Annotated in this window: 27 protein-coding genes; 21 read left to right on the top strand and 6 right to left on the bottom strand. The window is 72.3% G+C overall.

Going from position 1 to position 25,821, the window contains the following annotated elements:
* Window positions 1–114 precede the first annotated feature (114 nt).
* The 12 genes from rplS (at window position 115) to ACZ6ZI_RS13745 (ending at window position 10,256) form a co-directional block, all read left to right on the top strand.
* Entirely contained in the window at window positions 115–465 is a 351-nt protein-coding gene (rplS, locus tag ACZ6ZI_RS13800) for a 50S ribosomal protein L19 (RefSeq protein ID WP_007266830.1), read from the top strand.
* A 44-nt stretch (window positions 466–509) separates the two neighbouring features.
* The gene (gene lepB, locus ACZ6ZI_RS13795; protein WP_469519782.1) at window positions 510–1,238 is read left to right on the top strand and encodes a signal peptidase I; all 729 of its coding nucleotides are present in this window, start codon (window positions 510–512) and stop codon (window positions 1,236–1,238) included.
* Window positions 1,239–1,425: 187 nt separating this feature from the next.
* On the top strand, window positions 1,426–2,322 hold the full coding sequence (gene lepB, locus ACZ6ZI_RS13790) for a signal peptidase I (RefSeq protein ID WP_469519780.1): 897 nt from the start codon (window positions 1,426–1,428) through the stop codon (window positions 2,320–2,322).
* A gap of 115 nt (window positions 2,323–2,437) precedes the next feature.
* On the top strand, window positions 2,438–3,334 hold the full coding sequence (lepB, locus tag ACZ6ZI_RS13785) for a signal peptidase I (protein WP_363057612.1): 897 nt from the start codon (window positions 2,438–2,440) through the stop codon (window positions 3,332–3,334).
* Between the two features lie 44 nt (window positions 3,335–3,378).
* A complete protein-coding gene (gene lepB, locus ACZ6ZI_RS13780; protein WP_469519778.1) occupies window positions 3,379–4,170 on the top strand; it encodes a signal peptidase I in 792 nt (263 codons plus the stop codon).
* Window positions 4,171–4,276: 106 nt separating this feature from the next.
* Window positions 4,277–4,858, top strand: a complete 582-nt coding sequence (locus tag ACZ6ZI_RS13775; RefSeq protein ID WP_469520565.1) for an NUDIX hydrolase — start codon at window positions 4,277–4,279, stop codon at window positions 4,856–4,858.
* 55 nt (window positions 4,859–4,913) lie between these two features.
* Entirely contained in the window at window positions 4,914–5,222 is a 309-nt protein-coding gene (locus ACZ6ZI_RS13770; RefSeq protein ID WP_003965949.1) for a DUF2469 domain-containing protein, read from the top strand.
* A 153-nt stretch (window positions 5,223–5,375) separates the two neighbouring features.
* On the top strand, window positions 5,376–5,747 hold the full coding sequence (locus ACZ6ZI_RS13765; RefSeq protein ID WP_469519775.1) for a YraN family protein: 372 nt from the start codon (window positions 5,376–5,378) through the stop codon (window positions 5,745–5,747).
* On the top strand, window positions 5,747–7,372 hold the full coding sequence (locus ACZ6ZI_RS13760; RefSeq protein WP_469519773.1) for a YifB family Mg chelatase-like AAA ATPase: 1,626 nt from the start codon (window positions 5,747–5,749) through the stop codon (window positions 7,370–7,372). The genes ACZ6ZI_RS13765 and ACZ6ZI_RS13760 overlap by 1 nt, the downstream gene beginning before the upstream one ends.
* Window positions 7,369–8,562 (top strand): DNA-processing protein DprA, encoded by a 1,194-nt coding sequence (gene dprA / locus ACZ6ZI_RS13755; protein ID WP_469519771.1) that lies wholly within the window; start codon window positions 7,369–7,371, stop codon window positions 8,560–8,562. The genes ACZ6ZI_RS13760 and dprA overlap by 4 nt, the downstream gene beginning before the upstream one ends.
* A 209-nt stretch (window positions 8,563–8,771) precedes the next feature.
* Window positions 8,772–9,608: an RNA polymerase sigma factor WhiG gene (gene whiG / locus ACZ6ZI_RS13750; RefSeq protein ID WP_469519769.1), complete on the top strand. Its 837-nt coding sequence runs from the start codon at window positions 8,772–8,774 to the stop codon at window positions 9,606–9,608.
* 90 nt (window positions 9,609–9,698) lie between these two features.
* A complete protein-coding gene (locus ACZ6ZI_RS13745) occupies window positions 9,699–10,256 on the top strand; it encodes a TetR/AcrR family transcriptional regulator (RefSeq protein ID WP_469520562.1) in 558 nt (185 codons plus the stop codon).
* 13 nt (window positions 10,257–10,269) lie between these two features.
* Here the strand turns inward: ACZ6ZI_RS13745 and ACZ6ZI_RS13740 are convergent, their stop codons facing one another.
* Window positions 10,270–10,890 (bottom strand): M23 family metallopeptidase, encoded by a 621-nt coding sequence (locus ACZ6ZI_RS13740; RefSeq protein ID WP_469519767.1) that lies wholly within the window; start codon window positions 10,888–10,890, stop codon window positions 10,270–10,272.
* 251 nt (window positions 10,891–11,141) lie between these two features.
* Here ACZ6ZI_RS13740 and rpsB point away from each other — a divergent pair, with 251 nt between their 5' ends.
* The 9 genes from rpsB to ACZ6ZI_RS13695 all read left to right on the top strand — a co-directional run bounded on the left by rpsB (window position 11,142) and on the right by ACZ6ZI_RS13695 (window position 21,025).
* On the top strand, window positions 11,142–12,026 hold the full coding sequence (gene rpsB, locus ACZ6ZI_RS13735) for a 30S ribosomal protein S2 (RefSeq protein WP_469519765.1): 885 nt from the start codon (window positions 11,142–11,144) through the stop codon (window positions 12,024–12,026).
* 135 nt (window positions 12,027–12,161) lie between these two features.
* Window positions 12,162–12,998, top strand: a complete 837-nt coding sequence (gene tsf / locus ACZ6ZI_RS13730; protein ID WP_469519762.1) for a translation elongation factor Ts — start codon at window positions 12,162–12,164, stop codon at window positions 12,996–12,998.
* Window positions 12,999–13,160: 162 nt separating this feature from the next.
* Window positions 13,161–13,940 carry a UMP kinase gene (gene pyrH / locus ACZ6ZI_RS13725; protein ID WP_363057501.1) on the top strand — a complete coding sequence of 260 codons (780 nt, stop codon included), beginning with the start codon at window positions 13,161–13,163 and terminating at the stop codon, window positions 13,938–13,940.
* A 94-nt stretch (window positions 13,941–14,034) separates the two neighbouring features.
* Window positions 14,035–14,592 carry a ribosome recycling factor gene (gene frr, locus ACZ6ZI_RS13720; RefSeq protein ID WP_363057499.1) on the top strand — a complete coding sequence of 186 codons (558 nt, stop codon included), beginning with the start codon at window positions 14,035–14,037 and terminating at the stop codon, window positions 14,590–14,592.
* A complete protein-coding gene (locus ACZ6ZI_RS13715) occupies window positions 14,592–15,668 on the top strand; it encodes a phosphatidate cytidylyltransferase (protein ID WP_469519758.1) in 1,077 nt (358 codons plus the stop codon). Before frr ends, ACZ6ZI_RS13715 begins: the two co-directional genes overlap by 1 nt.
* Window positions 15,669–15,837: 169 nt before the next feature.
* The gene (gene rlmN / locus ACZ6ZI_RS13710) at window positions 15,838–16,953 is read left to right on the top strand and encodes a dual-specificity RNA methyltransferase RlmN (protein ID WP_363057495.1); all 1,116 of its coding nucleotides are present in this window, start codon (window positions 15,838–15,840) and stop codon (window positions 16,951–16,953) included.
* A gap of 252 nt (window positions 16,954–17,205) precedes the next feature.
* Window positions 17,206–18,306 carry a thiamine ABC transporter substrate-binding protein gene (locus tag ACZ6ZI_RS13705; protein WP_363057493.1) on the top strand — a complete coding sequence of 367 codons (1,101 nt, stop codon included), beginning with the start codon at window positions 17,206–17,208 and terminating at the stop codon, window positions 18,304–18,306.
* A 59-nt stretch (window positions 18,307–18,365) separates the two neighbouring features.
* Complete coding sequence (locus ACZ6ZI_RS13700) at window positions 18,366–19,982, top strand: ABC transporter permease (protein ID WP_469520559.1); 1,617 nt, start codon at window positions 18,366–18,368, stop codon at window positions 19,980–19,982.
* The gene (locus tag ACZ6ZI_RS13695) at window positions 19,982–21,025 is read left to right on the top strand and encodes an ABC transporter ATP-binding protein (RefSeq protein ID WP_469519755.1); all 1,044 of its coding nucleotides are present in this window, start codon (window positions 19,982–19,984) and stop codon (window positions 21,023–21,025) included. The genes ACZ6ZI_RS13700 and ACZ6ZI_RS13695 overlap by 1 nt, the downstream gene beginning before the upstream one ends.
* 126 nt (window positions 21,026–21,151) lie before the next feature.
* Here the strand turns inward: ACZ6ZI_RS13695 and ACZ6ZI_RS13690 are convergent, their stop codons facing one another.
* The 5 genes from ACZ6ZI_RS13690 to ACZ6ZI_RS13670 form a co-directional block, all read right to left on the bottom strand.
* Complete coding sequence (locus ACZ6ZI_RS13690; protein ID WP_469519754.1) at window positions 21,152–22,405, bottom strand: cytochrome P450; 1,254 nt, start codon at window positions 22,403–22,405, stop codon at window positions 21,152–21,154.
* A 9-nt stretch (window positions 22,406–22,414) separates the two neighbouring features.
* Window positions 22,415–23,809: an NAD(P)/FAD-dependent oxidoreductase gene (locus ACZ6ZI_RS13685; RefSeq protein ID WP_469519752.1), complete on the bottom strand. Its 1,395-nt coding sequence runs from the start codon at window positions 23,807–23,809 to the stop codon at window positions 22,415–22,417.
* A complete protein-coding gene (locus ACZ6ZI_RS13680; RefSeq protein WP_363057485.1) occupies window positions 23,799–24,029 on the bottom strand; it encodes a ferredoxin in 231 nt (76 codons plus the stop codon). Before ACZ6ZI_RS13680 ends, ACZ6ZI_RS13685 begins: the two co-directional genes overlap by 11 nt.
* Before the next feature lie 127 nt (window positions 24,030–24,156).
* The gene (locus ACZ6ZI_RS13675) at window positions 24,157–24,777 is read right to left on the bottom strand and encodes a hypothetical protein (RefSeq protein WP_469519748.1); all 621 of its coding nucleotides are present in this window, start codon (window positions 24,775–24,777) and stop codon (window positions 24,157–24,159) included.
* Window positions 24,778–24,885: 108 nt separating this feature from the next.
* Complete coding sequence (locus ACZ6ZI_RS13670) at window positions 24,886–25,791, bottom strand: DMT family protein (RefSeq protein ID WP_469519746.1); 906 nt, start codon at window positions 25,789–25,791, stop codon at window positions 24,886–24,888.
* Window positions 25,792–25,821 lie beyond the last annotated feature (30 nt).

The following is a 25,821-nucleotide window of genomic DNA, read 5'->3' as shown; positions in this document are numbered from 1 at the left end:
GTGCGCCCCTGCCACAGGGGGACCGTCGCCCGCGACGTGACACGGCTCCCGAATTCTCTACGGAAATCCGCACCGGCGACCTGTGGCGTCGTGCGAAGAAAGCAGACGAACAACATGTCTCACCTGCTCGATGGCGTCAACGCCGCCTCCCTGCGCTCGGACGTCCCGGCGTTCCGTCCCGGTGACACGATCAACGTGCACGTCCGCGTGATCGAGGGCAACCGCTCCCGTATCCAGCAGTTCAAGGGCGTTGTCATCCGTCGCCAGGGCTCTGGCGTCTCCGAGACCTTCACCGTCCGCAAGGTCTCCTTCAGCGTCGGCGTGGAGCGCACCTTCCCGGTCCACTCCCCGATCTTCGAGAAGATCGAGCTCGTCACCCGCGGTGACGTGCGTCGCGCCAAGCTGTACTTCCTCCGTGAGCTCCGCGGCAAGGCCGCGAAGATCAAGGAGAAGCGCGACCGCTGATCTCCTCTCCGGATCCCGGAGGCGGCCGGATAGGCTCGCCCCCGATGGACACCGAAGCAGAGCTCACACAGCGCGGCCACTCCTCCCCCGAGAAGGGGGAGGGGAGGTCGCGTTTCGTGTTTTCCGGGTCCTGGCGGCGCGCGGGGCTGCTCGGCGGGGCGTGCGCCGTCTTCCTGTTGCTGCTGAGCAACTTCGTCGTCCAGCCGTTCCTGATCCCGAGCCGCTCGATGGAGCCGACGCTGAAGGTCGGCGACCGGGTCCTGGTGAACAAGCTGGCGTACCGTTTCGGCGACCGGCCCCAGCGCGGCGACGTGGTGGTCTTCGACGGCACCGGCTCCTTCGTGCGGGAGGGCGTCGGGGGCGATCCCGTCGGCGAGGCCCTGCACGGGGCGCTCTCGGCGCTCGGACTCGCGGAGCCCGCCGACACCGACTTCGTCAAGCGGGTCGTGGGGGTCGGCGGGGACGACGTGGTCTGCTGCGACACCGACGGCCGGATCCGCGTCAACGACGTCCCCGTGACGGAGTCCTACCTCTTCCCCGGGGACACCCCCTCGAAGGTGCCCTTCCGGATCCGCGTTCCGCTGGGCACCCTGTGGGTCATGGGAGACCACCGGTCCCAGTCCCGGGACTCGCGCGACCACCTGGGAGAGCCGGGCGGGGGGATGGTGCCGGTGGAGAAGGTCGTCGGGCGCGTCGACTGGTTGGGATGGCCGGTGTCGCGCTGGGGTTCGCTGCCCGAACCCGGTCCGGGGTCCGGGGGATCCCGTGGGTAGCCGGGGGCGTCCCCGGGGCGGACGCGGGCGCGGACCGGGGCAGGAGCCGGCGCGCGGGCCGGAGCGGAAGCCGGGCGCGGAGCCGGGCGCGGAGACGGGTGGGCCGCACGGGCGGGAGCCGGGCCGGGGCCGGGCCCCGGGCCCCGAGCGGCCGTCGGATCCGACGGCCGGGCGACCGTCCGGACGGGTGCGGGGGCGAGACGCGGACCGGGAGGCGGGTCGTCGGGACGCGGGCGGAGGTCCGGGCGGGAACCCCGGGGCCCCGGGCGCGGCCGGTTCCGGCGGTGACGACGCCGCCGTGGAGCCGGGCGGGCGGGCCGAGCGGCGCCGCACGGCACGCAAGGTGCGCCGGCGTCGACGTACCAGGCGGGTCGGCGAACTGCCCCTGCTCGTCGGAGTGGCGCTGTGCATCGCGCTCGTCCTCAAGACCTTCCTCGTCCAGGCCTTCTTCATCCCGTCGGGATCGATGGAGCAGACGATCCGGATCGGCGACCGCGTCCTGGTGGACAAGCTGACCCCCTGGTTCGGCTCCAAGGTCGAACGCGGCCAGGTCGTCGTCTTCCGCGATCCCGGGGGCTGGCTCAGGGGCGAGGCGGCCCATTCCGCCCCCGACCCCATCGGCGTCAAGCAGATCAAGCAGACGCTGACCTTCATCGGCCTGCTGCCCTCCGCCGACGAGCAGGACCTGATCAAGCGGGTCATCGGCATCGGCGGGGACACCGTCAAGTGCTGCGACGCCCGGGGCCGGGTCACCGTCAACGGAGCGCCGCTCGATGAGCCGTACGTGTCACCCGGCAACGCGCCCTCGGAGATCCGCTTCGAGGTCACCGTGCCGCAGGGCCGCCTCTTCGTGATGGGCGACCACCGCGCCGACTCGTCCGATTCCCGCTACCACCTCGACGAGGCGTTCGAGGGGACGATCGACGAGAATGGCGTGGTGGGACAGGCCGTGGTGATTGCCTGGCCGTTCGACCACTGGCGGAGGCTGGAACAGCCCGCGATCTTCCTCACCGTGCCCGATCCGGTACGGAACGGTCGGCGGCGCGAGGCCGGCCGGCGCCGTCGGGGCACGCCGTTCGCATAGTGTGTCCTGGGTCTCCCGCGCCTTAGGGAACTCCCGCTCGTTAAGGGAGGGGAGGGCCCTCGTCTGTTTCGGCGTGGGCGGCGATTTTTCCGAACGAGGAGTGGATGTGGGGGACGTGGCGGTGGGCGCGCGATCCGGACGCGACGAAGGCGAGGAGCGGCCGGACGATGCCGTCGATCACGAAACCGAGGAGGGCGAGGACGCCGAGGGCGCGCACCGCTCCTTCTGGAAGGAGCTTCCGCTCCTCATCGGTATCGCCCTGCTGCTCGCGCTGTTGATCAAGACCTTCCTGGTCCAGGCGTTCTCGATCCCGTCCGACTCGATGCAGAACACCCTGCAGCGCGGGGACCGCGTGCTGGTGGACAAGTTGACCCCCTGGTTCGGGTCGGAGCCCGAGCGCGGCGAGGTCGTCGTCTTCCACGACCCGGCGGGCTGGCTGGACGGGGAGCCCACCCCGGAGCCGAACCTCGCGCAGAAGGCCCTCAGCTGGATCGGCCTCATGCCGTCCGCCGAGGAGAAGGACCTGATCAAGCGCACGATCGCGATCGGTGGGGACACCATCGAGTGCAAGAAGGGCGGACCGGTCGTCGTCAACGGCAAGGCGCTCGACGAGCCGTACATCTTCCCCGGCAACACCCCGTGTGACGACGCCCCCTTCGGCCCCCTCACCGTGCCCAAGGGCAAGATCTGGGTGATGGGCGACCATCGCCAGAACTCCCGGGACTCGCGTTACCACATGCAGGACTCCACCCAGGGCTTCGTGCCGGTGGACAAGGTCGTCGGCCGTGCCGTCGTCGTCGCCTGGCCGGTCACCCGCTGGTCGACGCTGCCCGTCCCCGACACCTACGACCAGCCGGGCATCGGCAACCAGGTCAAGGCGGCCGCGCTGGGCCTGGACGCCGCCGGACTCGCGCCCGTCGGGCTCGGCCCGGCCGCCCTCGGACTGGCGGGCGCGGTGCCCGTGGTCCTGTGGCGCCGGCGGAGGCTGACCAAGGGACGTACCGCCGGGTAGGGTGCCGCCCAGGCCGACGATCTCCGAGGTGTGGGGGCGCTGCAATGGGCGGTACGCAGGCAAGAGGGACAAGCGGTAACAACTCCAGACGCGGTACCCGTGATGGCCGCGGCGGCCTCGGCAACGTCTTGTCGGGGATCGTCGTGGCCATCGGCTTCGCGCTGTTCGTCGGCGGATTCGCCTGGGGCGCCCTGCTGTACCAGCCGTACACGGTGCCGACGGACTCGATGGCGCCGACGGTGAACCCCGGGGACCGGGTACTGGCGCAGCGGATCGAGGGCTCCGAGGTCCGCCGCGGGGACGTGGTGGTCTTCACCGACGCCGCGTGGAGCGCCACACCGATGGTCAAGCGGGTCGTCGCAGTCGGCGGCGACCGGGTGGGCTGCTGCGGCCCGAACGGCAGGCTGACCGTGAACGGCACGGAGATCGACGAGCCGTACATCGCGCCGGCGGACACCACGACGCCGGGCAGGACCGCCGCCTCCGGCACCGTGTTCGAGGTGACCGTGCCCGAGGGGAACCTCTTCCTGCTCGGCGACCGGCGCGGGAACTCGCTCGACTCCCGCTCGCACCTCCAGGAGGCCGGACAGGGCACCGTGCCCCGCTCCGCGGTCGACGCCCGGGTCGACGCGCTGGCGTGGCCGGACGCGCGGATGCTGGACCGGCCGAAGGCCTTCGAGGCGCTGCCCGGCGGAACCTCCCGACCCGGTCCGCTGCGCCTCCAGGTGATCGCGGTGGTGGTCGGCGCCGCACTGGTCCTGCTGGGGGCCGCGTACGGGCCGCTCGCACGGGCCCTGGGCGGCGGACGACGACGGGAGCGCGCCGATGCCCGCTGAGCCGCACGAGGACGAGGAGGGCACCCCGATGGACGACGGGTCGCACGAGGTCGAGGGGGGCACCCCGATGGACGACGGGTCGCACGAGGTCGAGGGGGGCACCCCGATGGACGACGGGTCGCACGAGGTCGAGGGGGGCGCCGTGAGGGACGACGGGTTGCACGGGGTCGAGGGGAGCACCCTGACGGACGACGGGTCGACCGGCGCGGGCCGCCGCGAGGTGTCCCGGGTGATCCTGCTGGATCCCGAGGACCGGATCCTGCTGCTCCACGGCTTCGAACCGGACGATCCCGCCACCAGTTGGTGGTTCACGCCCGGCGGCGGGCTGGAGGGCGACGAGACGCACGAGCGGGCGGCGCTGCGCGAGCTCGCGGAGGAGACGGGGATCACGAAGGTGGACCTGGGGCCGGTGCTGTGGCACCGGTACTGCGCCTTCCCCTTCGACGGCAGGCGCTGGGAGCAGGACGAGCGGTACTTCCTCGCCCGGACCGAGCAGACCGCGACCGAGATGGGCGGCCTGACCGAGCTGGAACGGCGCAGCGTCACGGGGGCGAGATGGTGGACCTCCGAGGAACTGTCCGCGACGCGTGAGACGGTGTACCCGACCAGACTCGCCGAGCTGTTGCGCACACTGCTCGACGACGGTCCTCCGGGTGTTCCGGTGGTCCTCGCCCCGGAAATCGTTTAGGGGCGGGGGGCGCCGGCGCACAATAGGGGGACGCACGGCTGAAGGGGAACATGCCATGAGCGCCGAGGACCTCGAGAAGTACGAGACCGAGATGGAGCTGAAGCTCTATCGGGAGTACCGCGACGTCGTCGGGCTGTTCAAGTACGTGATCGAGACGGAACGTCGTTTCTACCTCACCAACGACTACGAGATGCAGGTGCACTCGGTCCAGGGAGAGGTCTTCTTCGAGGTCTCGATGGCGGACGCCTGGGTCTGGGACATGTACCGGCCCGCCCGCTTCGTGAAGCAGGTGAGGGTCCTGACCTTCAAGGACGTGAACATCGAGGAGCTCAACAAGAGCGACCTCGAACTGCCGGGCGGCTGAGCCGCCGGGCGGGCCCAGGGGGGAGCGGGCCGGGCGGCGCCCGGGCCCGCTCACCCGCACGGGTGAGCGGGTTGTCCACAACGCCCCGGTTGTCCACCAAGATCCACACGGTGGGCGGGGAAGCGGGACGGTCGGTGCCGGAGGTGGTGCCGAATGAACGCGAAGGGCGTGGCACGACAGGCGTTGGGCCGCTACGGCGAGGACCTCGCCGCACGCCGGCTGACCGAGGCCGGGATGACGGTGATCGCCAGGAACTGGCGCTGCCGGGCCGGTGAGATCGACATCCTGGCGCGCGACGGGGACGCCCTCGTCGTGTGCGAGGTCAAGACCCGCCGCGGCGGGCTCTTCGAACACCCCATGGCCGCCGTCCGGGAGGGCAAGGCCGAACGGCTGCGCCTGCTCGCCGCGCGCTGGCTCGCCGACCACGGGGGGCCGCCGCCGGGCGGGGTGCGGATCGACCTCGTCGGTGTCGTACTGCCCCGCCGGGGCGCGGCCCTCGTGGAGCACGCGCGGGGGGTGGCGTGATGGGCTTCGCGCGGGCCTGCTCGGTCGCCCTGGTGGGCGTCGACGGCGTACTGGTGGAGGTCCAGGCCGATCTGGAGCCGGGGGTCGCCGCCTTCACCCTGGTGGGACTGCCCGACAAGACCCTCGTGGAGAGCCGCGACCGGGTCCGGGCCGCGGTGGCGAACTCCGGCGCCGCGTGGCCGCAGAAGAAGCTCACCGTGGGGCTCAGCCCCGCCTCCGTGCCCAAGTCCGGAGCCCATTTCGACCTCGCCGTCGCCGCTGCCGTCCTGGGCGCCGCCGAGGTCGTCGACCCCGGGGCCATCGCCGACCTCGTCCTGATCGGGGAGCTCGGCCTCGACGGCAGCGTCCGCCCCGTGCGCGGCATCCTGCCCGCCGTCCTCGCCGCCGCGGAGGCCGGCTACCGGCAGGTGGTGGTGCCGCAGCAGTGCGCCGCCGAGGCCGCGCTCGTCCCCGACGTCTCGGTGCTCGGCGTACGCAGCCTGCGCCAGCTCATCGCGGTCCTGACCGACGGGGTGGTGCCCGAGGAGGAGCCGACCGGCCCGCGGGACGGGCCCGACCCGATGCTCGCGGGCCTCGCCGTCCCGGGAGCCGGTCTCGGTACGGGCCTGTCCCACGGCCGGGGCGAGAGCGGGGACTTCCCCGACCTGGCCGACGTCGCCGGCCAGGGGTACGCCCGGCGCGCCCTGGAGGTGGCGGCCGCCGGAGGCCACCACCTCCACCTCAGCGGACCCCCGGGCGCCGGCAAGACGATGCTCGCCGAGCGGCTGCCCTGGCTCCTGCCCCCGCTCGACCGGCGGGACTCCCTGGAGGTCTCCGCCGTCCACTCCGTGGCGGGCCTCCTGCCCCCCGGCGAACCCCTCGTCACCAGGCCCCCATACTGCGCCCCGCACCACTCGGCGACCACGCAGTCGTTGGTGGGCGGAGGGGCCGGGGTGCCCCGGCCCGGCGCGGTGTCCCTGGCCCACCGCGGCGTGCTCTTCCTCGACGAGGCCCCGGAGTTCGGACCGAGGACGCTGGACGCCCTGCGCCAGCCGCTGGAATCCGGGCACGTCGTCATCGCCCGCGCGGCGGGGGTGGTGCGGCTCCCGGCCCGGTTCCTGATGGTGCTGGCCGCGAACCCCTGCCCCTGCGGACGCCACACCCTGCACGGCACCGGCTGCGACTGCCCCGCCTCGGTGGTCCGCCGCTACCAGGCCCGGCTGTCGGGGCCGCTGCTCGACCGGGTGGACCTCCGGGTCGAGGTCGAGCCCGTCACCCGCTCCGACCTGCTGGGGCGCGGCGGCCGGGGAGAGGCCACCGCCGTCGTCGCGGACCGGGTCCGGGAAGCCCGCGAGCGCGCCGCCGCCCGGCTCGACGGCACCCCCTGGCGACTGAACTCCGAGGTCCCGGGCCACGAACTGCGCACCCGCAGGCCGGCCGGACCGGGGGCGTTGGCCCGGGCGGAGCGGGACATGGAGCGCGGTCTGCTCACCGCCCGGGGGCTCGACCGGGTGCTCCGCGTCGCCTGGACGGTGGCCGATCTGCGCGGGCGCGACCGGCCCGACGCGCAGGACGTGGCCGTCGCGTTGGAGCTGCGCACCGGGATCGCCCGCGGGACGCCCCTGGACCCCGGAGCGGCGGCATGAGCGCCGACGCGCGGGTGGATCCCGGGCCCGACCCCGCGTTCCTGGCCCGCGCCGCGCTGACCCGGGTACTGGAGCCGGGGGACGAGCACGGCGGGCGCTGGCTGCGCGAGTTCGGCGCCGAGGAGGTGATGCGCCGGCTCACCGCGGACGACCCGCGACCCGCCGGCCTGGACGGCGTGGGCCCGCAGAGGCTCGCCGGATACCGCAGGCGGGCCGCCCTCGCCGACCCCCGCCGCGACCTCGCGAGCGCCGCCGGGGCGGGCGGCCGGTTCGTCTGCCCCGGGTCCCCGGAGTGGCCGACCCAGCTCGACGACCTCGGCGACGCCCGCCCCGTCGGACTGTGGCTGCGGGGCACCCCGAACCTGCGGACCTGGGCGCTGCGTTCCGTCGCCGTGGTCGGAGCCCGCGCGTGTACTCCGTACGGGGCGCACATGGCGCAGACCCTCGCCGCCGGGCTCACCGAGCGGGGCTGGGTGGTGGTGTCCGGCGCCGCCTACGGGATCGACGCCGCGGCGCACCGCGGGGCCCTCGGAGCCGGGGGTGCGACCGCCGCGGTGCTCGCCTGCGGGGTGGACGTGGCCTACCCCCGGGGACACGCCGCGCTCCTCGACGGGATCGCCCGCCAGGGGCTGGTACTGGGCGAACTGCCGCCCGGCAGCCACCCCACCGCGAGCCGCTTCGTCCTGCGCAACCGCGTGATCGCCGCCCTGACCCGGGGGACGGTGGTAGTGGAGGCCGCCCACCGCAGCGGCTCCCTGGTGACCGCCCGCCGGGCCCAACGGCTGGGGCGCCTGACCATGGGCGTCCCCGGCCCCGCCACCAGCGGCCTCTCGACGGGGGTGCACGAGCTGCTGCGCGGCGAGGCCGCACTGGTCACGGACCCCGCCGAGATCATCGAACTGGTCGGTGAGATGGGGGAGTTGGCCCCCGATCGGCGCGGCCCCGTCCTGCCCCGCGACCTCCTGGGCCGGGAGTCCGCGCGGGTACTGGAGGCGCTCCCGGCCGGGCGGCCCGTCGACCTCGACGAGATCGCCCTCGCGGCCGGCACCGGAACCGATGAAGTCATCGGCAGACTGTACGAACTTCACTCTCTGGGGTTCGTCGAACGGCAGGGCGACGGCTGGCGGTTGACCAGGCCGGCGGCCGGAGCGGGGGTGCAATCCGCCGCCGCCCGGCGAGGCGCTCGTTGACCTGGGGCGTTCCGGTGAAAGAGTGAAGGCGATGAGAGACGCGGTCCTCCCGGTCACAGCCACCGGGACCGTGCGCGAGGCGCCGGTCCCGGGTCGTCCGCGCGAGCCGCGGCGCCCCGGGGCCCCCGCGCGATCCCGTACTCTTCGCGCACCGCGACACTTCCGTCACGCTACGCTCCCAAGGAATCCGGCTCCGGCAAAGGCGAAGCATGCCCCAGCACACCTCAGGGTCCGACCGCGCCGCGGTGCCCCCCGCTGCCCGTGGCAGCGAGCGGTCCACCGCGCCCTCGTCCCTGGAGGTCCTCTGGCGCTCATACAAGGAAACCGGTGACGAGCGGCTGCGGGAGCAGTTGATCCTGCACTACTCGCCCCTGGTGAAGTACGTGGCCGGCCGGGTCAGCGTGGGCCTTCCGCCCAACGTCGAACAGGCCGACTTCGTCTCCTCCGGCGTCTTCGGCCTGATCGACGCGATCGAGAAGTTCGACATCGAACGGTCCATCAAGTTCGAGACGTACGCCATCACCCGGATCCGCGGCGCGATGATCGACGAGCTGCGCGCCCTGGACTGGATCCCGCGTTCGGTGCGCCAGAAGGCGCGCTCCGTCGAACGGGCCTACGCCACCCTGGAGGCCCAGCTGCGGCGCACCCCGACCGAGAGCGAGGTGGCGGGCGAGATGGGCATCGGCGTGGAGGAACTCCACACCGTCTTCAGCCAGTTGTCCCTGGCGAACGTGGTCGCCCTGGAGGAGCTGCTCCACGTCGGCGGCGAGGGCGGGGACCGCCTCTCCCTGATGGACACCCTGGAGGACCACGCCGCCGACGATCCGGTGGAGGTGGCCGAGGACCGCGAGCTGCGCCGCCTCCTCGCCCGGGCCATCAACACCCTCCCCGAGCGGGAGAAGACCGTGGTCACCCTCTACTACTACGAGGGCCTGACCCTCGCCGAGATCGGCAACGTGCTGGGCGTCACCGAGAGCCGCGTCAGCCAGATCCACACCAAATCGGTCCTCCAGCTCCGGGCGAAACTTGCCGATGTCGGACGGTGAGCGGCCGACGCCGCGACCGACCTTGCGCACCCTCCGTACAGTGGTGACGTGCCCAGGATTCGAGCGGCCTCCGTGGCCGAGCACCGGTCGATGCAGCGTGGCGCCCTCTTGGACGCCGCACGCTCCCTGCTGTCCGAAGGCGGTACGGAGGCGCTGACCTTCCCCGCCCTCGCCGAGCGCACCGGGCTCGCCCGGTCGTCCGTCTACGAGTACTTCCGTTCCCGCGCGGCCGTCGTCGAAGAGCTGTGCGCCGTGGACTTCCCCGTGTGGGCGGCCGAGATCGAGGCGGCGATGGCGGCCGAGCCCTCGCCCGAGGGGAAGATCGAGGCGTACGTGCGCAGCCAGCTCGCCCTGGTCGGGGACCGCCGCCACCGCGCGGTCGTCGCGATCTCCGCCGGCGAGCTCGACGCGGGCGCCCGGGAGAAGATCCGCGCCGCGCACGGCGGCCTCGTGGCGATGATCGTCGAGGCCCTCGAAGCCCTGGGCCTGGCGCAGCCGAGGCTCTCCGCGATGCTGCTCCAGGGAGTCGTGGACGCCGCCGTGCGCCGTGTGGAGCTCGGCGCCGCCGAGGACCCGGACGTGATCATCGAGACCGCCGTCGCCATGGCCCTGCGGGGCGTGCGGGGCCAGGCCGACGACCGGGTCTGACCCGGCCCGCGACCTACCCCGAACCCTGCCCCGATCCCGGTCCGGGCCCCGATCCCGGCCCCGATTCCGGTCCGGGGTCCGGGGGCGGCTCGATCGGCAGCAGCCGGGGCGTGGGGCGTGCCAGCAGGCCCAGCGGGTCGCGGTAGTCGCGCTCGCCCGCCAGCAGCCCCCAGTGCAGGCACGGGGTCGCGCAGTGCGACCCGGGCGCGAGCACCGCCACCACCTGCCCGGCCGTGACGCTCTCGCCCTCCGCGACGAGCGGCCGCACCGGCTCGTACGTCGTCCGCAGGCCGCCGGGCAGGGTGAGCGAGAGGACGCCGCGCCCCGCGACCGGTCCGGCGTGGTGGACCCGGCCCGGGCCGACCGCCCGTAGCTCCGCGCCCACGGGGGCGGACAGGTCCACCCCGCGGTGGCCGGCGGCGTAGGGCGTCGGCGGCGGGTCCCACCACCGCGCGACGGACAGGGGAGCGGGCAGCGGGCGCACGGGGGCGCGGGCCGGAGCGCGGGCCGCGAGGAGGCGCGTGGCGGGATCGGCGGTGAGCACCGGTCCGGGCACCGCGGCGAGCCCCGGACCGAGGCCCGCGGCGAGCCCCGCGGTGAGCGTGAACAGCAGGATCGGCAGCAGTGTCGTCATGCACCACAGGGTCCCGCGCGGACCGCGCCCGCCGCCCGGACCTGTGGACGACGGGCGGGCTGTGGACAACGGCGTCACCCGGCATACCGCCGGGTCCCGTACACTTCTTGTGGCGATCCGGGTCACCGGGTCGACTTCGCACGCCCCAGCGCCGACCGGTTCCGGTCAGGTGAACAGCGTCTCTCGGTCCCTCCACGGGGCAGGGCGCGGCGGGGCGTCAGGAACCAAAACCGAGAAACAAGGAGATGGCCATGGCCGTCGTAACGATGCGGGAGCTGCTGGAAAGCGGCGTCCACTTCGGTCACCAGACCCGTCGCTGGAACCCGAAGATGAAGCGCTTCATCTTCACCGAGCGCAACGGCATCTACATCATCGACCTGCTCCAGTCGCTGTCGTACATCGACCGCGCCTACGAGTTCGTGAAGGAGACCGTCGCGCACGGTGGCTCCATCATGTTCGTCGGTACGAAGAAGCAGGCCCAGGAGGCCATCGCCGAGCAGGCGACGCGCGTCGGCATGCCGTACGTCAACCAGCGTTGGCTCGGTGGCATGCTCACCAACTTCTCCACCGTCTACAAGCGCCTCCAGCGTCTGAAGGAGCTTGAGGCGATCGACTTCGAGGACGTCGCCGCCTCGGGTCTCACCAAGAAGGAGCTCCTGGTCCTCTCCCGCGAGAAGACCAAGCTGGAGAAGACCCTCGGTGGTATCCGCGAGATGTCGAAGGTCCCCAGCGCCGTCTGGATCGTCGACACCAAGAAGGAGCACATCGCCGTCGGTGAGGCGCGCAAGCTCCACATCCCGGTCGTCGCGATCCTCGACACCAACTGCGACCCCGACGAGGTCGACTACAAGATCCCGGGCAACGACGACGCGATCCGCTCCGTCACCCTGCTCACCCGCGTGATCGCCGACGCCGTCGCCGAGGGCCTCATCGCCCGTTCCGGTGCCGCGACCGGTGACTCGAAGCCGGGCGAGAAGGCCGCCGCCGAGCCGCTCGCCGAGTGGGAGCGCGACCTGCTCGAGGGCGAGAAGAAGGCCGACGACGCCGAGGCCCCCGCGGCCGAGGCCCCGGCCGCCGAGGCCCCCGCCGCCGAGGCCGTCGTCGAGGCTCCGGCCGCCGACGCCGAGCAGGCCTGACCCACTGAGAGCGCCCGGCGTTCACCCGCCGGGCACTCCCAGCACGGACGATGACGGCGGGGGAGCCGCGCCACGAGCGCGGCGCCTCCGCCGTTCACCCGTAGATCTACGACTTCGAGAGAGAATCACAGACTCATGGCGAACTACACCGCCGCTGACGTCAAGAAGCTCCGCGAGCTCACCGGCGCCGGCATGCTGGACTGCAAGAACGCGCTCGTCGAGGCCGACGGTGACGTCACCAAGGCCAACGAGATCCTGCGCGTCAAGGGCCTGAAGGGTGTCGCCAAGCGCGAGGGCCGTTCCGCCGAGAACGGTGCCGTCACCTCCCTGATCGCCGCCGACGCCACCTCCGGTGTGCTGCTCGAGCTCAAGTGCGAGACCGACTTCGTCGCCAAGAGCGAGAAGTTCCTGGCCGTCGCCGACCAGCTCGCCGCCCACGTCGCCGCCACCACCCCGGCGGACATCGCGGCGCTGCTGGCGTCCGAGATCGAGGCCGGCAAGACCGTCCAGGCGTTCGTGGACGAGGCCAACGCCAACCTCGGCGAGAAGATCGTCCTCGACCGCTTCGCGCAGTACGAGGGTGCCTTCGTGGCCTCCTACATGCACCGCACCATGCCCGACCTGCCCCCGCAGATCGGTGTCCTGGTCGAGCTGGACAAGGCCGACGCCGACCTGGCCAAGGGCATCGCCCAGCACATCGCCGCGTTCGCGCCGAAGTACCTGACCGCCGAGGACGTTCCGGCCGAGGTCGTCGAGTCCGAGCGCCGCGTCGCCGAAGAGGTCACCCGCGCCGAGGGCAAGCCCGAGGCCGCGATCGCCAAGATCGTCGAGGGTCGCGTCAACGGCTTCTTCAAGGACGTCACGCTGCTCGGCCAGCCGTACGCGCTGGACAACAAGAAGTCCGTCCAGAAGGTTCTGGACGAGGCCGGTGTCACCCTGAAGCGCTTCACCCGCATCAAGGTCGGCATCTGAGTCCGTCCGTACGCGACGGACACCGGACCCCGGTAGGGTCTGAGGCAGTCGTCCGCGCTCGCGCGAGGCGACCGCAGATCTGACGAGGAGGCCATTGCCGTAGAGGGAACCGCGAGGACCCACCGGCAATGGCCTTCTTCGTATGTGCACGAGGAGATCTCCATGAATCAGGGCGTGGACCCCCACACCGCTTCCGACGACAAGAGCGACCACGAGAAGAAGGGTCGCCGCTTCATGCTGAAGCTCTCCGGCGAAGCCTTCTCCGGCGGCGGCGGGCTGGGTGTCGACCCCGACGTCGTGCACGCCATCGCCCGTGAGATCGCGGCCGTGGTCCGTGACGGCGCCGAGATCGCGATCGTCATCGGCGGCGGCAACTTCTTCCGCGGCGCCGAACTCCAGCAGCGCGGCATGGACCGGGCCCGGTCCGACTACATGGGCATGCTCGGCACCGTCATGAACTGCCTCGCCCTCCAGGACTTCCTGGAGAAGGAGGGCATCGACAGCCGGGTCCAGACCGCCATCACCATGGGCCAGGTCGCGGAGCCGTACATCCCGCTCCGCGCCGTGCGCCACCTGGAGAAGGGCCGCGTCGTGATCTTCGGCGCCGGCATGGGCATGCCCTACTTCTCCACCGACACCACGGCCGCCCAGCGCGCCCTGGAGATCGACGCCGAGGCCCTCCTCATGGGCAAGAACGGTGTCGACGGGGTCTACGACTCCGACCCGAAGACCAACCCGGACGCGGTGAAGTTCGACGCGCTGGAGTACAGCGAGGTGCTGTCCCGGGACCTCAAGGTCGCCGACGCCACGGCCATCACGCTGTGCCGTGACAACCAGCTCCCGATCCTGGTCTTCGAACTCCTCGCCGAGGGCAATATCGCCCGCGCCGTCAAGGGTGAGAAGATCGGCACGCTCGTGAGCGACCAGGGCACCCGGGTCTGAGCACTCCGACACCGGGCCCGAACGGGCCCGGTCCGGGCGGCTCGCCCCGCCCCGCCCGCCTGAACCATCCATATCTGACATGCAGGAGCACGTGGTGATCGAAGAAATCCTCCTCGAGGCCGAGGAGAAGATGGAGAAGGCCGTCGTCGTCGCCAAGGAAGACTTCGCCGCGATCCGCACCGGTCGTGCGCACCCGGCGATGTTCAACAAGATCGTGGCGGACTACTACGGTGCCATCACGCCCATCAACCAGCTGGCCTCCTTCGCGGTGCCCGAGCCGCGCATGGCGATCGTGACGCCGTTCGACGCGTCGGCCCTGCGCAACATCGAGCAGGCCATCCGCGACTCCGACCTCGGCGTCAACCCGAGCAACGACGGCCGCATCATCCGGGTGACCTTCCCCGAGCTGACGCAGGACCGCCGCAAGGAGTACATCAAGGTCGCGAAGAACAAGGCCGAGGACTCCAAGGTCTCCATCCGCTCCGTGCGCCGCAAGGCCAAGGACGCCCTTGACAAGCTCGTCAAGGACAAGGAGGCCGGCGAGGACGAGGTGCGTCGCGCCGAGAAGGAGCTGGACGACACCACCGCGAAGTACGTCACGCAGGTGGACGAGCTGCTCAAGCACAAGGAAGCCGAGCTCCTCGAGGTCTGATGAACGACTCTCCCTGGGCCGCCGAGCCGGCGGCGGCGGGTCCCGCATACGATGCGCTGGTGGGCCCGCAGACTCGGCCCATGTCCATCGTGCCCGATGCCGCCGGCCGTGACCTCGACGACCGGGAAGCACGCGTTCGGGGGGCCGCCTTCGCCGGCGGCCCCCCGCTCCGCGCCGAGACGCTGCCGCAGGAGCCCATGCCCAGCCCCCCGCCTCCGCCTTCGCAGGCACCGCAGAACTCCTCACCCCCGCCGCAGAAGAAGCGGGCGGGGCGGGACCTGCGGGCCGCCATAGGGGTCGGCGTCGGCCTCGGCGCGGTCATCTTCGCCTCCCTGTTCATCGTCAAGGCGGTCTTCGTCGGCGTCGTCGTCGTCGCGGTCGTCGTGGGCCTGTGGGAGCTGACCTCCCGGCTCCAGGAGAAGAAGGGCATCAAGGCTCCGCTGGTGCCCCTCGCGGTCGGCGGCGCGGCGATGGTCATCGCCGGCTACGTCCGCGGGGCCGAGGGCGCCTGGGTGGCCATGGCGCTCACCGCCCTGGCGGTCCTGGTGTGGCGGATGACGGAACCGCCCGAGGACTACCTCAAGGACGTCACGGCGGGCGTCTTCGCGGCGTTCTACGTGCCCTTCCTCGCGACGTTCGTCGCGATGCTGCTCACCGCCGACGACGGTCCGCAGCGCGTGGTCACCTTCCTGGTCCTGACGGTGGTCAGCGACACGGGCGCCTACGCGGTCGGCTGGCGCTTCGGCAAGACGAAGCTGGCCCCGCGCATCAGCCCCGGCAAGACCCGCGAGGGGCTCTTCGGAGCGGTGGCCTTCGCGATGGTGGCCGGCGCCCTGTGCATGGAGTTCCTGGTCGACGGGGGCGCCTGGTGGCAGGGGCTGCTGCTGGGCCTCGCGGTCGCGGTCAGCGCCACCCTGGGCGACCTCGGGGAGTCGATGATCAAGCGGGACCTCGGCATCAAGGACATGGGCACCCTGCTCCCCGGGCACGGCGGCATCATGGACCGGCTCGATTCGCTGCTGCCGACGGCCCCGGTCGTCTGGCTGCTGCTGGCCGCCTTCGTCGGCACCGGCTGATTCGGCCGGGCGGGTTATCCTGATAAGCGCGTCACCTCCGGGTGGCGCGCTTTCCCCGTTCGGCGGGGTGGACCCGTGAGGTCTCCGGGCACCGGTCGTGCCATCGACAATGCTCCGCAGCCGCGGAGGTCGCCCGCGCAAGGGCTCGTAACGCTGAGGAGTACCACCCATGGCCCCCCGCCCCGTTCCGGGAGAGCTGACGTTCGTCGCACCCCGTGGAGCCAAGAAGCCCCCGCGGCACCTCGCCGACCTGACCCCGGCCGAGCGCCGCGAGGCGGTGGCCGCGATCGGCGAGAAGCCGTTCCGGGCCAAGCAGCTCTCCCAGCACTACTTCGCCCGCTACGCGCACGACCCGGCCGAGTGGACCGACATCCCGGCCGCCTCGCGCGAGAAGCTCCGCGAGGAGCTGCTGCCGGACCTGATGAACGTGGTGCGGCACATCAGCTGCGACAACGACACCACCCGCAAGACCCTGTGGAAGCTGCACGACGGCACCCTCGTGGAGTCCGTGCTGATGCGCTATCCCGACCGGGTGACGATGTGCATCTCCTCGCAGGCCGGCTGCGGCATGAACTGCCCGTTCTGCGCCACCGGCCAGGCGGGGCTCGACCGCAATCTGTCGACCGCAGAGATCGTGCACCAGATCGTCGACGGCATGCGCGCCCTGCGCGACGGCGAGGTACCGGGCGGTCCGGCCCGCCTGTCCAACATCGTCTTCATGGGCATGGGCGAGCCGCTCGCCAACTACAAGCGCGTCGTCGGCGCCATCCGCCGCCTCACCGACCCGGAGCCCGACGGCCTCGGCCTGTCGCAGCGCGGCATCACCGTCTCCACCGTGGGCCTCGTCCCGGCCATGCTGCGCTTCGCCGACGAGGGCTTCAAGTGCCGCCTCGCGGTGTCGCTGCACGCCCCGGACGACGAGCTGCGCGACACCCTCGTCCCCGTGAACACCCGCTGGAAGGTCCGCGAGGTCCTCGACGCGGCCTGGGAGTACGCGGAGAAGTCCGGCCGCCGCATCTCCATCGAGTACGCCCTGATCCGCGACATCAACGACCAGGCCTGGCGCGGCGACCTCCTCGGCCGACTGCTCAAGGGCAAGCGCGTACACGTCAACCTGATCCCGCTGAACCCGACCCCGGGTTCGAAGTGGACCGCGTCGCGCCCCGAGGACGAGAAGGCGTTCGTGGAGGCCATCGCCCGCCACGGCGTGCCGGTGACCGTCCGCGACACCCGCGGTCAGGAGATCGACGGCGCCTGCGGTCAGCTCGCCGCCTCGGAGCGCTGATTTTCGGCCGCGAAGGCGCACTATCGGCCACGGGGTACCCTGTGGCCGAACCAATTTCATATTCCGACAGGGGAGCGCCACAGCGCTGAGAGTGCGGTAACCGTCATCCGCAGACCCTCTGAACCTCGCCCCGGTCATTCGGGGTAGGAAGTTCGGTCATCACTCAAGCTGTTGCGCCCTGCCCGGCGTCCGCTCCACGAGAGCGCCGGGCAGGGCCGCGTCTTCTCCTGGTCATCCAGGAGGAATACACCAGTGAGCACCAACAGGAAGATCGCGGGCGCCCTGCTCGCGGGCGCCCTCGGCGTCACCACCCTCAGCGCCTGCGGCGGCGGCGAGGCCAAGGACAAGTCGGCCGGCGCGAGCGACGCCCCGAAGTCCAAGACGGTCACGCTCGTCTCCCACGACTCCTTCAACGTCTCCGACGCGGTCCTGAAGGACTTCGAGCAGCAGAGCGGCTACACCGTCAAGGTCCTGAAGTCCGGGGACGCGGGCGCCGCCCTCAACCAGGAGATCCTCACCAAGGGCTCGCCGCGCGGCGACGTCTTCTTCGGCGTGGACAACACCCTGCTCTCGCGCGCCCTCGAGAACGGCATCTTCAACGCCTACGAGGCCAAGGGCCTGGACGCCGTCGCCTCCGAGTACGTGCTCGACAAGGGCCACCGCGTCACCCCGATCGACTCCGGTGACGTCTGCGTCAACTACGACAAGGCCTACTTCGCCGACAAGAAGATCGCCCCGCCGCAGACGCTGGACGACCTGATCAAGCCCGAGTACAAGAACCTCCTGGTCACCGAGAACGCCGCGACCTCCTCGCCCGGACTCGGTTTCCTCCTCGCCACCGTCGGCAAGTACGGCGAGGACGGCTGGAAGGACTACTGGAGCAAGCTCAAGGACAACGGCGTCGAGGTCGTCGACGGCTGGGAGCAGGCCTACAACGAGCGCTTCTCCGGTTCCGCCGGCGGCAAGAAGGCCAAGGGCGACCGCCCGCTGGTCGTCTCCTACGCCTCCAGCCCGCCGGTCGAGGTCATCTACGCCGAGCCGCAGCCGGCCGAGGCCCCCACGGGCGTCGCCACCGGGACCTGCTTCCGCCAGATCGAGTTCGCGGGCCTGCTGAAGGGTGCGAAGAACGAGGCGGGCGGCAAGGCCCTCATCGACTTCCTGGTCGGCAAGAAGTTCCAGGAGGACATGCCGCTCAACATGTTCGTGAACCCGGTCCTCAAGGGCGCGGCCCTGCCCGAGGCCTTCACGAAGCACGGCGTGGTCATCGAGAAGCCGGAGACGGTCGCCCCCGACGAGATCGCCAAGAACCGCGAGCAGTGGGTCAAGGCGTGGTCGTCGCTCGTCGTCAAGTAGAGCGATCCGTGAGGACCCCGAAGGAGAGCGGGCGGGCCACGGCCGTCCGGCTGGGCCTGATGGCCGTGCCGCTCGCCTTCTTCGGGCTGTTCTTCGCCTACCCCGTGGCCGCGATCGTCGGCCGCGGACTGAAGACCGACCAGGGGTGGCAGTTCGGCCGGATCGGCGAGGTCCTGGGCCGCCCGGACATCGCCGACGTGCTGTGGTTCACCACCTGGCAGGCGCTCGCCTCGACCGCGCTCACCCTGCTGGTGGCCCTGCCCGGCGCGTACGTCCTGGCCCGCTTCTCCTTCCCCGGCAAGCAGCTGCTGCGGGCGCTGGTGACGGTCCCGTTCGTGCTGCCGACCGTGGTCGTCGGCACGGCCTTCCTCGCGCTGGTCGGCCGGGGCGGGCTGCTCGACGAGGTGTGGGGGGTCCGCCTCGACACCACCGTCTGGGCGATCCTGCTCGCCCACGTCTTCTTCAACTACGCCGTGGTCGTCCGGACCGTCGGCGGGCTCTGGGCGCAGCTCGACCCGCGCCAGGAGGAGGCCGCCAGGGTGCTGGGCGCCGGGCGGTTCGCGGCGTGGCGGCGGGTGACGCTGCCCGCCCTCGGGCCGGCCGTGGCCGCCGCCGCGCTGATGGTGTTCCTGTTCACGTTCACCTCCTTCGGCGTCGTGCAGATCCTCGGCGGTCCGGCGTACTCCACGCTGGAGGTGGAGGTCTACCGGCAGACCGCGCAGCTGCTGGACCTGTCGACCGCCGCCGTGCTGACGATGGTGCAGTTCGTCGCCGTCGCCCTGATCCTCGCCGTCCACGCCTGGACGGTGCGCCGGCGCGAGACCGCGCTGCGGCTCGTGGACCCGGCGACGACCGCGCACCCGCCGCGCGGGTGGGCCCAGCGGGGCCTCTTGGGCGGGGTGCTGCTCACGGTGGCGCTGCTGATCGTGGCGCCGCTGGCCGTGCTGGTGGAACGGTCCTTCGACGCGCCCGGCGGATACGGGTTCGGTTTCTACCGGGCCCTCCAGGAGGTGGGCGCCGGGGGCGGGACCTTCCTGGTCCCGCCGCTGGAGGCGATCTGGAACTCGCTGGGGTACGCGCTGGCCGCCACCGCCATCGCCCTGGTCGTCGGCGGTCTCGCGGCCGCCGCGCTGACCCGGCGCGCGGGCCGCTTCGTACGGGGCTTCGACGCGCTGCTGATGCTGCCGCTCGGGGTGTCCGCGGTCACCGTGGGCTTCGGGTTCCTGATCACCCTGGACGAGCCGCCGCTGGACCTGCGGACCTCGTGGATCCTGGTGCCGTTGGCGCAGGCCCTCGTGGGCGTGCCCTTCGTCGTGCGGACCATGCTGCCGGTGCTGCGCGCCGTGGACGGCAGGCTGCGGGAGGCCGCGGCGGTGCTCGGCGCCTCCCCGTTGCGGGCGTGGCGCGAGGTGGACCTGCCGATGGTGCGGCGGGCGCTGCTGATCGCGGCCGGCTTCGCCTTCGCGGTCTCGCTGGGCGAGTTCGGGGCGACCGTCTTCATCGCGCGCCCCGACCATCCGACGCTGCCGGTGGCCGTGGCGCGGCTGCTGGGGCGGGCCGGCGAGATGAACTACGGCCAGGCCATGGCCCTGAGCACGATTTTGATGCTGGTGTGCGCGGTGTCCCTGCTGGTGCTGGAGCGACTGCGACCCGACAAGACCTCGGGAGAGTTCTGATGACCCTGCTCCGGCTCGAAGGGGTGTCGGTCGACTTCGGCGACCGGGCGGTCGTGGACGCGGTGGACCTGGAGGTCGCCGAGCACGAGACGGTGTGCGTGCTGGGGCCGAGCGGCAGCGGCAAGTCCACCCTGCTGCGCGTGGTGGCCGGGCTCCAGCGGGTGTCCCGGGGACGGGTGCTGCTCGCCGGCGCGGACCAGGCGGCGGTCCCCGTTCACCGGCGGGGCGTCGGCCTGATGTTCCAGGACCACCAGCTCTTCCCGCACCGCGACGTCGCCGGGAACGTCGCCTTCGGCCTGAGGATGCGCGGCTCCGCCCGGCGGGAGCAGGCGGAGCGGGTCGCGGAGCTCCTGGACCTCGTCGGGCTCCCGGGCGCGGGGGGCCGGGCCGTCGCCTCCCTGTCGGGGGGCGAACAGCAGCGGGTGGCCCTGGCCCGGGCACTGGCCCCCTCGCCCCGGCTGCTGATGCTGGACGAACCCCTCGGCCAGCTGGACCGCGGGCTGCGCGAGCGGCTCGTCGTCGAACTGAAGGAGCTGTTCACCCGGCTGGGCACCACCGTCCTCGCCGTCACCCACGACCAGGGCGAGGCCTTCGCGCTGGCCGACCGGGTGGTGGTCATGCGGGACGGGCGGATCGCCCAGACCGGCACCCCGCTGGAGGTGTGGAGCCGGCCCGCGTCGGAGTTCGTGGCCCGCTTCCTCGGCTTCGAGAACGTGGTCCCGGCGACGGTGACGGCGGACGGCCGCGCCGACACCCCGTGGGGATCGGTCCCGGTCCCGGCCGGCTCCCCGGCGGGGGAACAGCGGCTGCTGGTCCGCCCGGCCGGGGTCGTCGTCGGCGGGGAGGGCGGGCTGCGCTGCGAGGTGGCCTCGCGCACCTTCCGCGGCACGCACGTGGCCCTGCTCCTGCGGCCCGGGTCGGGTCCGGTGCTGGAGGCCGAGTGCGAACTCGCTGCCGCGCCCGCCGTGGGGGACCGGGTCGGGGTCACCTTCGCCCCGTCCCAGGTGGTGGTCCTGCCGGAGGTCGGGCCGCAGGCCCCGTAGGACCGGCGCCGTGCGGCACCGACCGGCCGGATGGTGCCGCACGGCCGATCAGCCAGCCGGACGGTGCCGCACGGCCGCACGGCCGCACGGCCGATCAGCCGCACGGCCGACCGGCCCGTCCCCGGCTCAGGCCGCCCGGATGCCGTCCACCGCGATCGGCAGGTGGCGCGGGCCGCGCAGGACCGCGTTCTGCCGGTAGGGGGGCGGGTCCGCCAGCAGGCGCGGGTTCTCCAGCCGGCGCGCCAGTTCGCTCAGCGCGAGCTGTGCCTCCTGCCGGGCCAGCGGGGCGCCGAAGCAGCTGTGGATCCCGCTGCCCAGGCCCAGGTGCTGGATGTCGGGCCGGTCCGGGTCGAAGCGGTCCGGGTCCTCGAAGCGCAGCGGGTCGCGGTTGCCGGCTGCCAGGACCAGCCACAGCGAGGCGCCCTTGGGGACGGTCACGCCGCGCACCTCGATGTCGGCCAGGGTGGTGCGCTGGGGGACCAGCTGCACCGGGGGCTCGTAGCGCAGCAGTTCCTCCACGAGCGGGACGGACAGCTCCGGGTCCTCGCGCAGCCGCTCCAGCACCTCCGGGTGGCGCAGCAGCGTCAGCATCCCGTTGGTGATCAGGTTGACGGTGGTCTCGTGACCGGCGATGAGCAGCAGCGCGGCGGTGCTCAGCACCTCCATCGTGGTCATGGTGCCGTCCGGCCCGTTGCCGGTGGCCAGCTCGGAGAGCATGTCGCCGGTCGGGTTCTTGCGCCGCTCCTCGATCAGCCCCGCGAGGTACATCCCGAGCTCCATGCGGGAGTCGTGCGTGCGCTTCTGGCGCTCCCGTGGGTCGGCGTCCGGGTCGGGGTCCAGGCTCGCCGCGAGGGTGTCGGCCCAGACGTGGAACTTCGGCTCGTCCTCGCTCGGCACGCCCAGCAGCCGGCAGATCACCGTCACCGGGAACGGGTACGAGAACTGCTCGACCAGGTCGATCTCCGACGCGTTGCCGGTCTCCTCGATCCGGTCGATCAGCCCCTTGACGATGCCGTGCAGCTCGCCGCGCATGTCGTGGACGCGGTGCGGGGAGTGCGGGGGTCCGAAGGGCCGGTTGGTCATGCGGCGCAGCCGGTCGTGCTCGGGCGGGTCGAGTTTCAGGAAGGACGGCGGCAGCGCCGTCTCCTCCTCCTCTTCCTCCTCCTCGGCCAGCGGGTCGTGGGCCGACGCGGCCAGGTTGCGGGCGTCGGAGCTGACCCGCGGGTCGTGGAGCAGACCCTCGATGTCGTAGAAGGTGCTGACGACGTACGGCCCGGAACCGTCGTGGTAGATCGGCGTCTTGCGGAGTTCCGTGTAGAGCGGGTACGGGTCGGCCCGGTTGGAGTAGTCCAGGATCTGCCGCAGGATGTCTTGGCTCATGGAGGATCCTCAGTGACGGGCGGGGGTGAAGGTGATGCGCCGGTCGGCCGGTGAATATCCCGAGAGCGTGATCGTCGGGCCGTGCGTGGGCACCGACGGGTCCGGGAAGTCGGCGGGCAGCGTCTTGTGGCCCTCGGGGCGCCGGTCCATCGTCGGGAACTCCGGCGGGAACGGGGCGGTCTCCTCGATCTGGCGCTGGTAGAACTCCAGCCAGCGACAGTTGTCGAAGGTCACCGCGCCGATGACCCGGCCCTGGTAGCCGTAGACGCCGGTGAAGCGCCGCTCGTCGCGGGAGCCCTGCGTGATGACGATCTCCGTGCCCATCGACGGGACCCCGACGGACTTGACGTTGATGCCGAACTGCGAGGACCAGAACGCCGGGACCCACAGGTGGGGACGCCGGTCCGCGCTCTCGCTGAGCATGTTGTGCGCGGCCGTCTCGGCCTGCGCCACGGCGTTGCCCCAGTGCTCCAGGGAGAGGAACTGGTAGCCGAACAGGGCGTGCGGGGAACGCGCCACGTCACCGGCCACGTAGATGTCGTCCGTGACGATGCCGCGGATGTCGAACGCCCGGCAGCCCGCGTCGCAGGCGATGCCCCGCGGCCCCGCCCCGAGGCCGGAGTCGGCCAGCCATTCGGTGTTGCGCATCGCGCCGAGCGAGACGATGACCACCTGGGCCTCGACGGTGCTGCCGTCGGACAGGTGCGCCGCGCGCACCCGCCCCGAGGAGTCGCCCTCCAGCCCGGTGACCATGACCCCCGTCCGCAGGTCCACGCCGTGCTCGCGGTGCAGCTCCGCCGCCACCTCGCCGATCACCCCGCCGAGGGCGCCGACCAGCGGGGCCGCGCCCCGTTCGGCGACGGTCACCGCGAGGTCGCGCTCCCGGCAGGCGGAGGCGATCTCCGAGCCCGTGAACCCGGCGCCGATCACCAGCACCCGGTCGGGGCGGGCCGCCAGCGCCCGCTCCAGCCCCACGGCGTCGTCGCGGGTGCGCAGGACGAAGACCCCGCCGAGCGCGGCCTGGTCCTCGTGCGGCCAGGGCCGGGCCCGTACGCCGGTCGCGATCAGCAGCCGGTCGTACTCCACCTCGTCGCCGTCGGCGAGCCGGACCCGCCGGGCCTTCATGTCCAGACCCGCGGCGGGCACCCCGAGGCGCCACCGCGCGTCGATGTCCCGGCGCCGGGGCAGGGCCGTCCGGTCGGCGGTGGCCTTGCCCAGCAGTACCTGCTTGGACAGCGGGGGACGGTCGTAGGGCTCGTACGGCTCGTCGCCGATCATGGTCAGCGACCCCGTGAACCCCCTGTCCCGCATGGTCTCGGCGGCCCGCAGGCCGGCCAGGGAGGCACCGACGACGACGATGCGCCCCTCGCGCTTGAGCCGCTCCAGTGCCGCGTCACCGCTCACTGTTCGCCTCCGGTGTCGCGAGGGCCCCGTTCATCGTGTCCATGAGGATGGCCCGGACGGGACAGGCGTGGACGGCGCGCACGACGTGGTCGTGCTGGTCGTCGTCAGGCTGCGGGTCGTAGAGCAGCGACTCGTCGCCGTGCATGGCGAAGACGTCGGGCGCGAGGAAAGCGCACTGCGCGTATCCCTGACAGCGGTTGAGGTCGACGACAAGCCTCATGAGGCATCAGCCCTTCCGTGACCCGATGACCCCCCGACCCCCGCCGTCCGCCCCGTTCTCCATCATGCGCGAGGGTGTCGTCCGCCGCCTGCCGAGCACGGAAGCGCTGTTCGGCGGGCCCGTGCGGCTACGCGGGTCGGCGCAGCTTGGCGCGCAGGATGTGCAGGCTGACGACCAGCACCCACACCGGGAAGATCATCTCGGACCAGGGGACGCCCGACCCGATCACGATCAGCACCAGGCCCGCCGCGTACCCGAAGAGGGCGAGCGGGCGGGGGAAGACACCGAGGCGCCGCCCGATCGTGGAGGTCGCGAAGACGAAGACGGCCGCCATCCGCATCGCGTAGGTGGTCAGCACCGTGTACGCGAAGGACCGGCCGAAGGACACGGAGGACGTGGCCTCCTGGAGGACCGTCCCGGCCGCGCCGGCGGCGACGAACAGGCTGGCCGTGAACACGAAGCCGCTGCCCAGGAACGCGGTGGCGACGAACCGGTCCTCCGCGTCGCCCGAGTGGTCGCGCAGCGAGCCCATGAACCACAGGAAGAAGATCCCGGCGAAGGGCACGATCTCCAGGGCCACCTGGACGGCCCAGCGTCGGCTCGGATCGATGGTCGCGCCCTGCGGGTCGCCGGCGGGTACCGCGAACCGCATCAGCACGATCGCCGCCGCCAGCAGCAGGGCGAAGGCGATGCCGGCCGCTCCGGCCGCCCGCGGGGTGCTCATCCGCCGCTCGGTGAGGGACTCCATGCCTCCAGCAGGCGCCGCGCGCCGCGGGCCCGCCAGTCACGGGGGACCGGCGGGGTGAACCGCCGCCCGACCGGCCCAGCGGAGGGGCCGGCCGGGCGACGGTCCGGTTCAGCCGACCGGTGTCGGCACCCGCTCCTCGCTCGGCTCCTCGGCCCCTTCGTGGTTGCCGAACCAGGCCACCGCCACCGCGCCGGCCACGGCCAGCACGAAGCCGACGACGGCCAGCCAGGCCAGGCCCGGCCGGGAGGCGTCACCGAGCCAGAGCACGCCGATCGCCCCGGGGAGCACGGTCTCGCCGACGACCAGCGCCGCCGTGGCGCCGTTCACGGAACCGATCTGCAGGGCGACGGTGTGCAGGTACATGCCGCCGAAGCCCGCCACGAGGACCGCGTACAGGGCCGGGTCCCCCAGCAGGGCGCCCAGGTCGAACGGGTCGATGCCGTTCAGGATGCGCACGCCGACGCCCAGCGCGCCGAAGGCCAGGCCCGACAGCAGACCGGCGAGGATCGCGGCCCGCGCGCCGAGGAACCGGACGGCGACGGTGCCGCCGACGATGATCAGCAGGGTCACCGCCAGGAGCCACCAGTGGGTGGACATCGGGGCGTGGTGGCCGCCCTCGTGCCCGGCCGCCGTCGCCAGCAGCACCAGCGCGGCGCAGACCACGCCGATCGAGGTCCACTCCTTGCGGGTGAGCCGGATCCCCAGCATCCGCACGCTGAGCACGGCGGTGATGACCAGGTTGGCGCTGATGACCGTCTGCGAGAGGAACAGCGGCAGCATCCGCGCCGCGAGCGCCCCCAGCCCGAAGCCGACGAAGTCCAGGATGGTGCCGACGATGAACTCCCAGGTCATCGCGGCCTTGGCGGTGGAGGTGAGGTTCGGGCCGCCGTGTGCGGTCACTCCGGCGGCGGCCGGTGACATGCGGGCGGCACGACGGGATCCCACGGCTTGCAGGACGGATCCCGTGCCGTAGCAGATGGATGCCGCGACAGCGGTCAGCAGGCCTATGAGCACAGAGGGCTCCGTTCACGTCTGGCAGGTTTC

The sequence above is a fragment of the Streptomyces sp. NPDC103540 genome (assembly GCF_055584445.1).
Note: the sequence above shows the minus strand (reverse complement) of the source record. Positions and strands in the feature narration are given on the sequence as shown.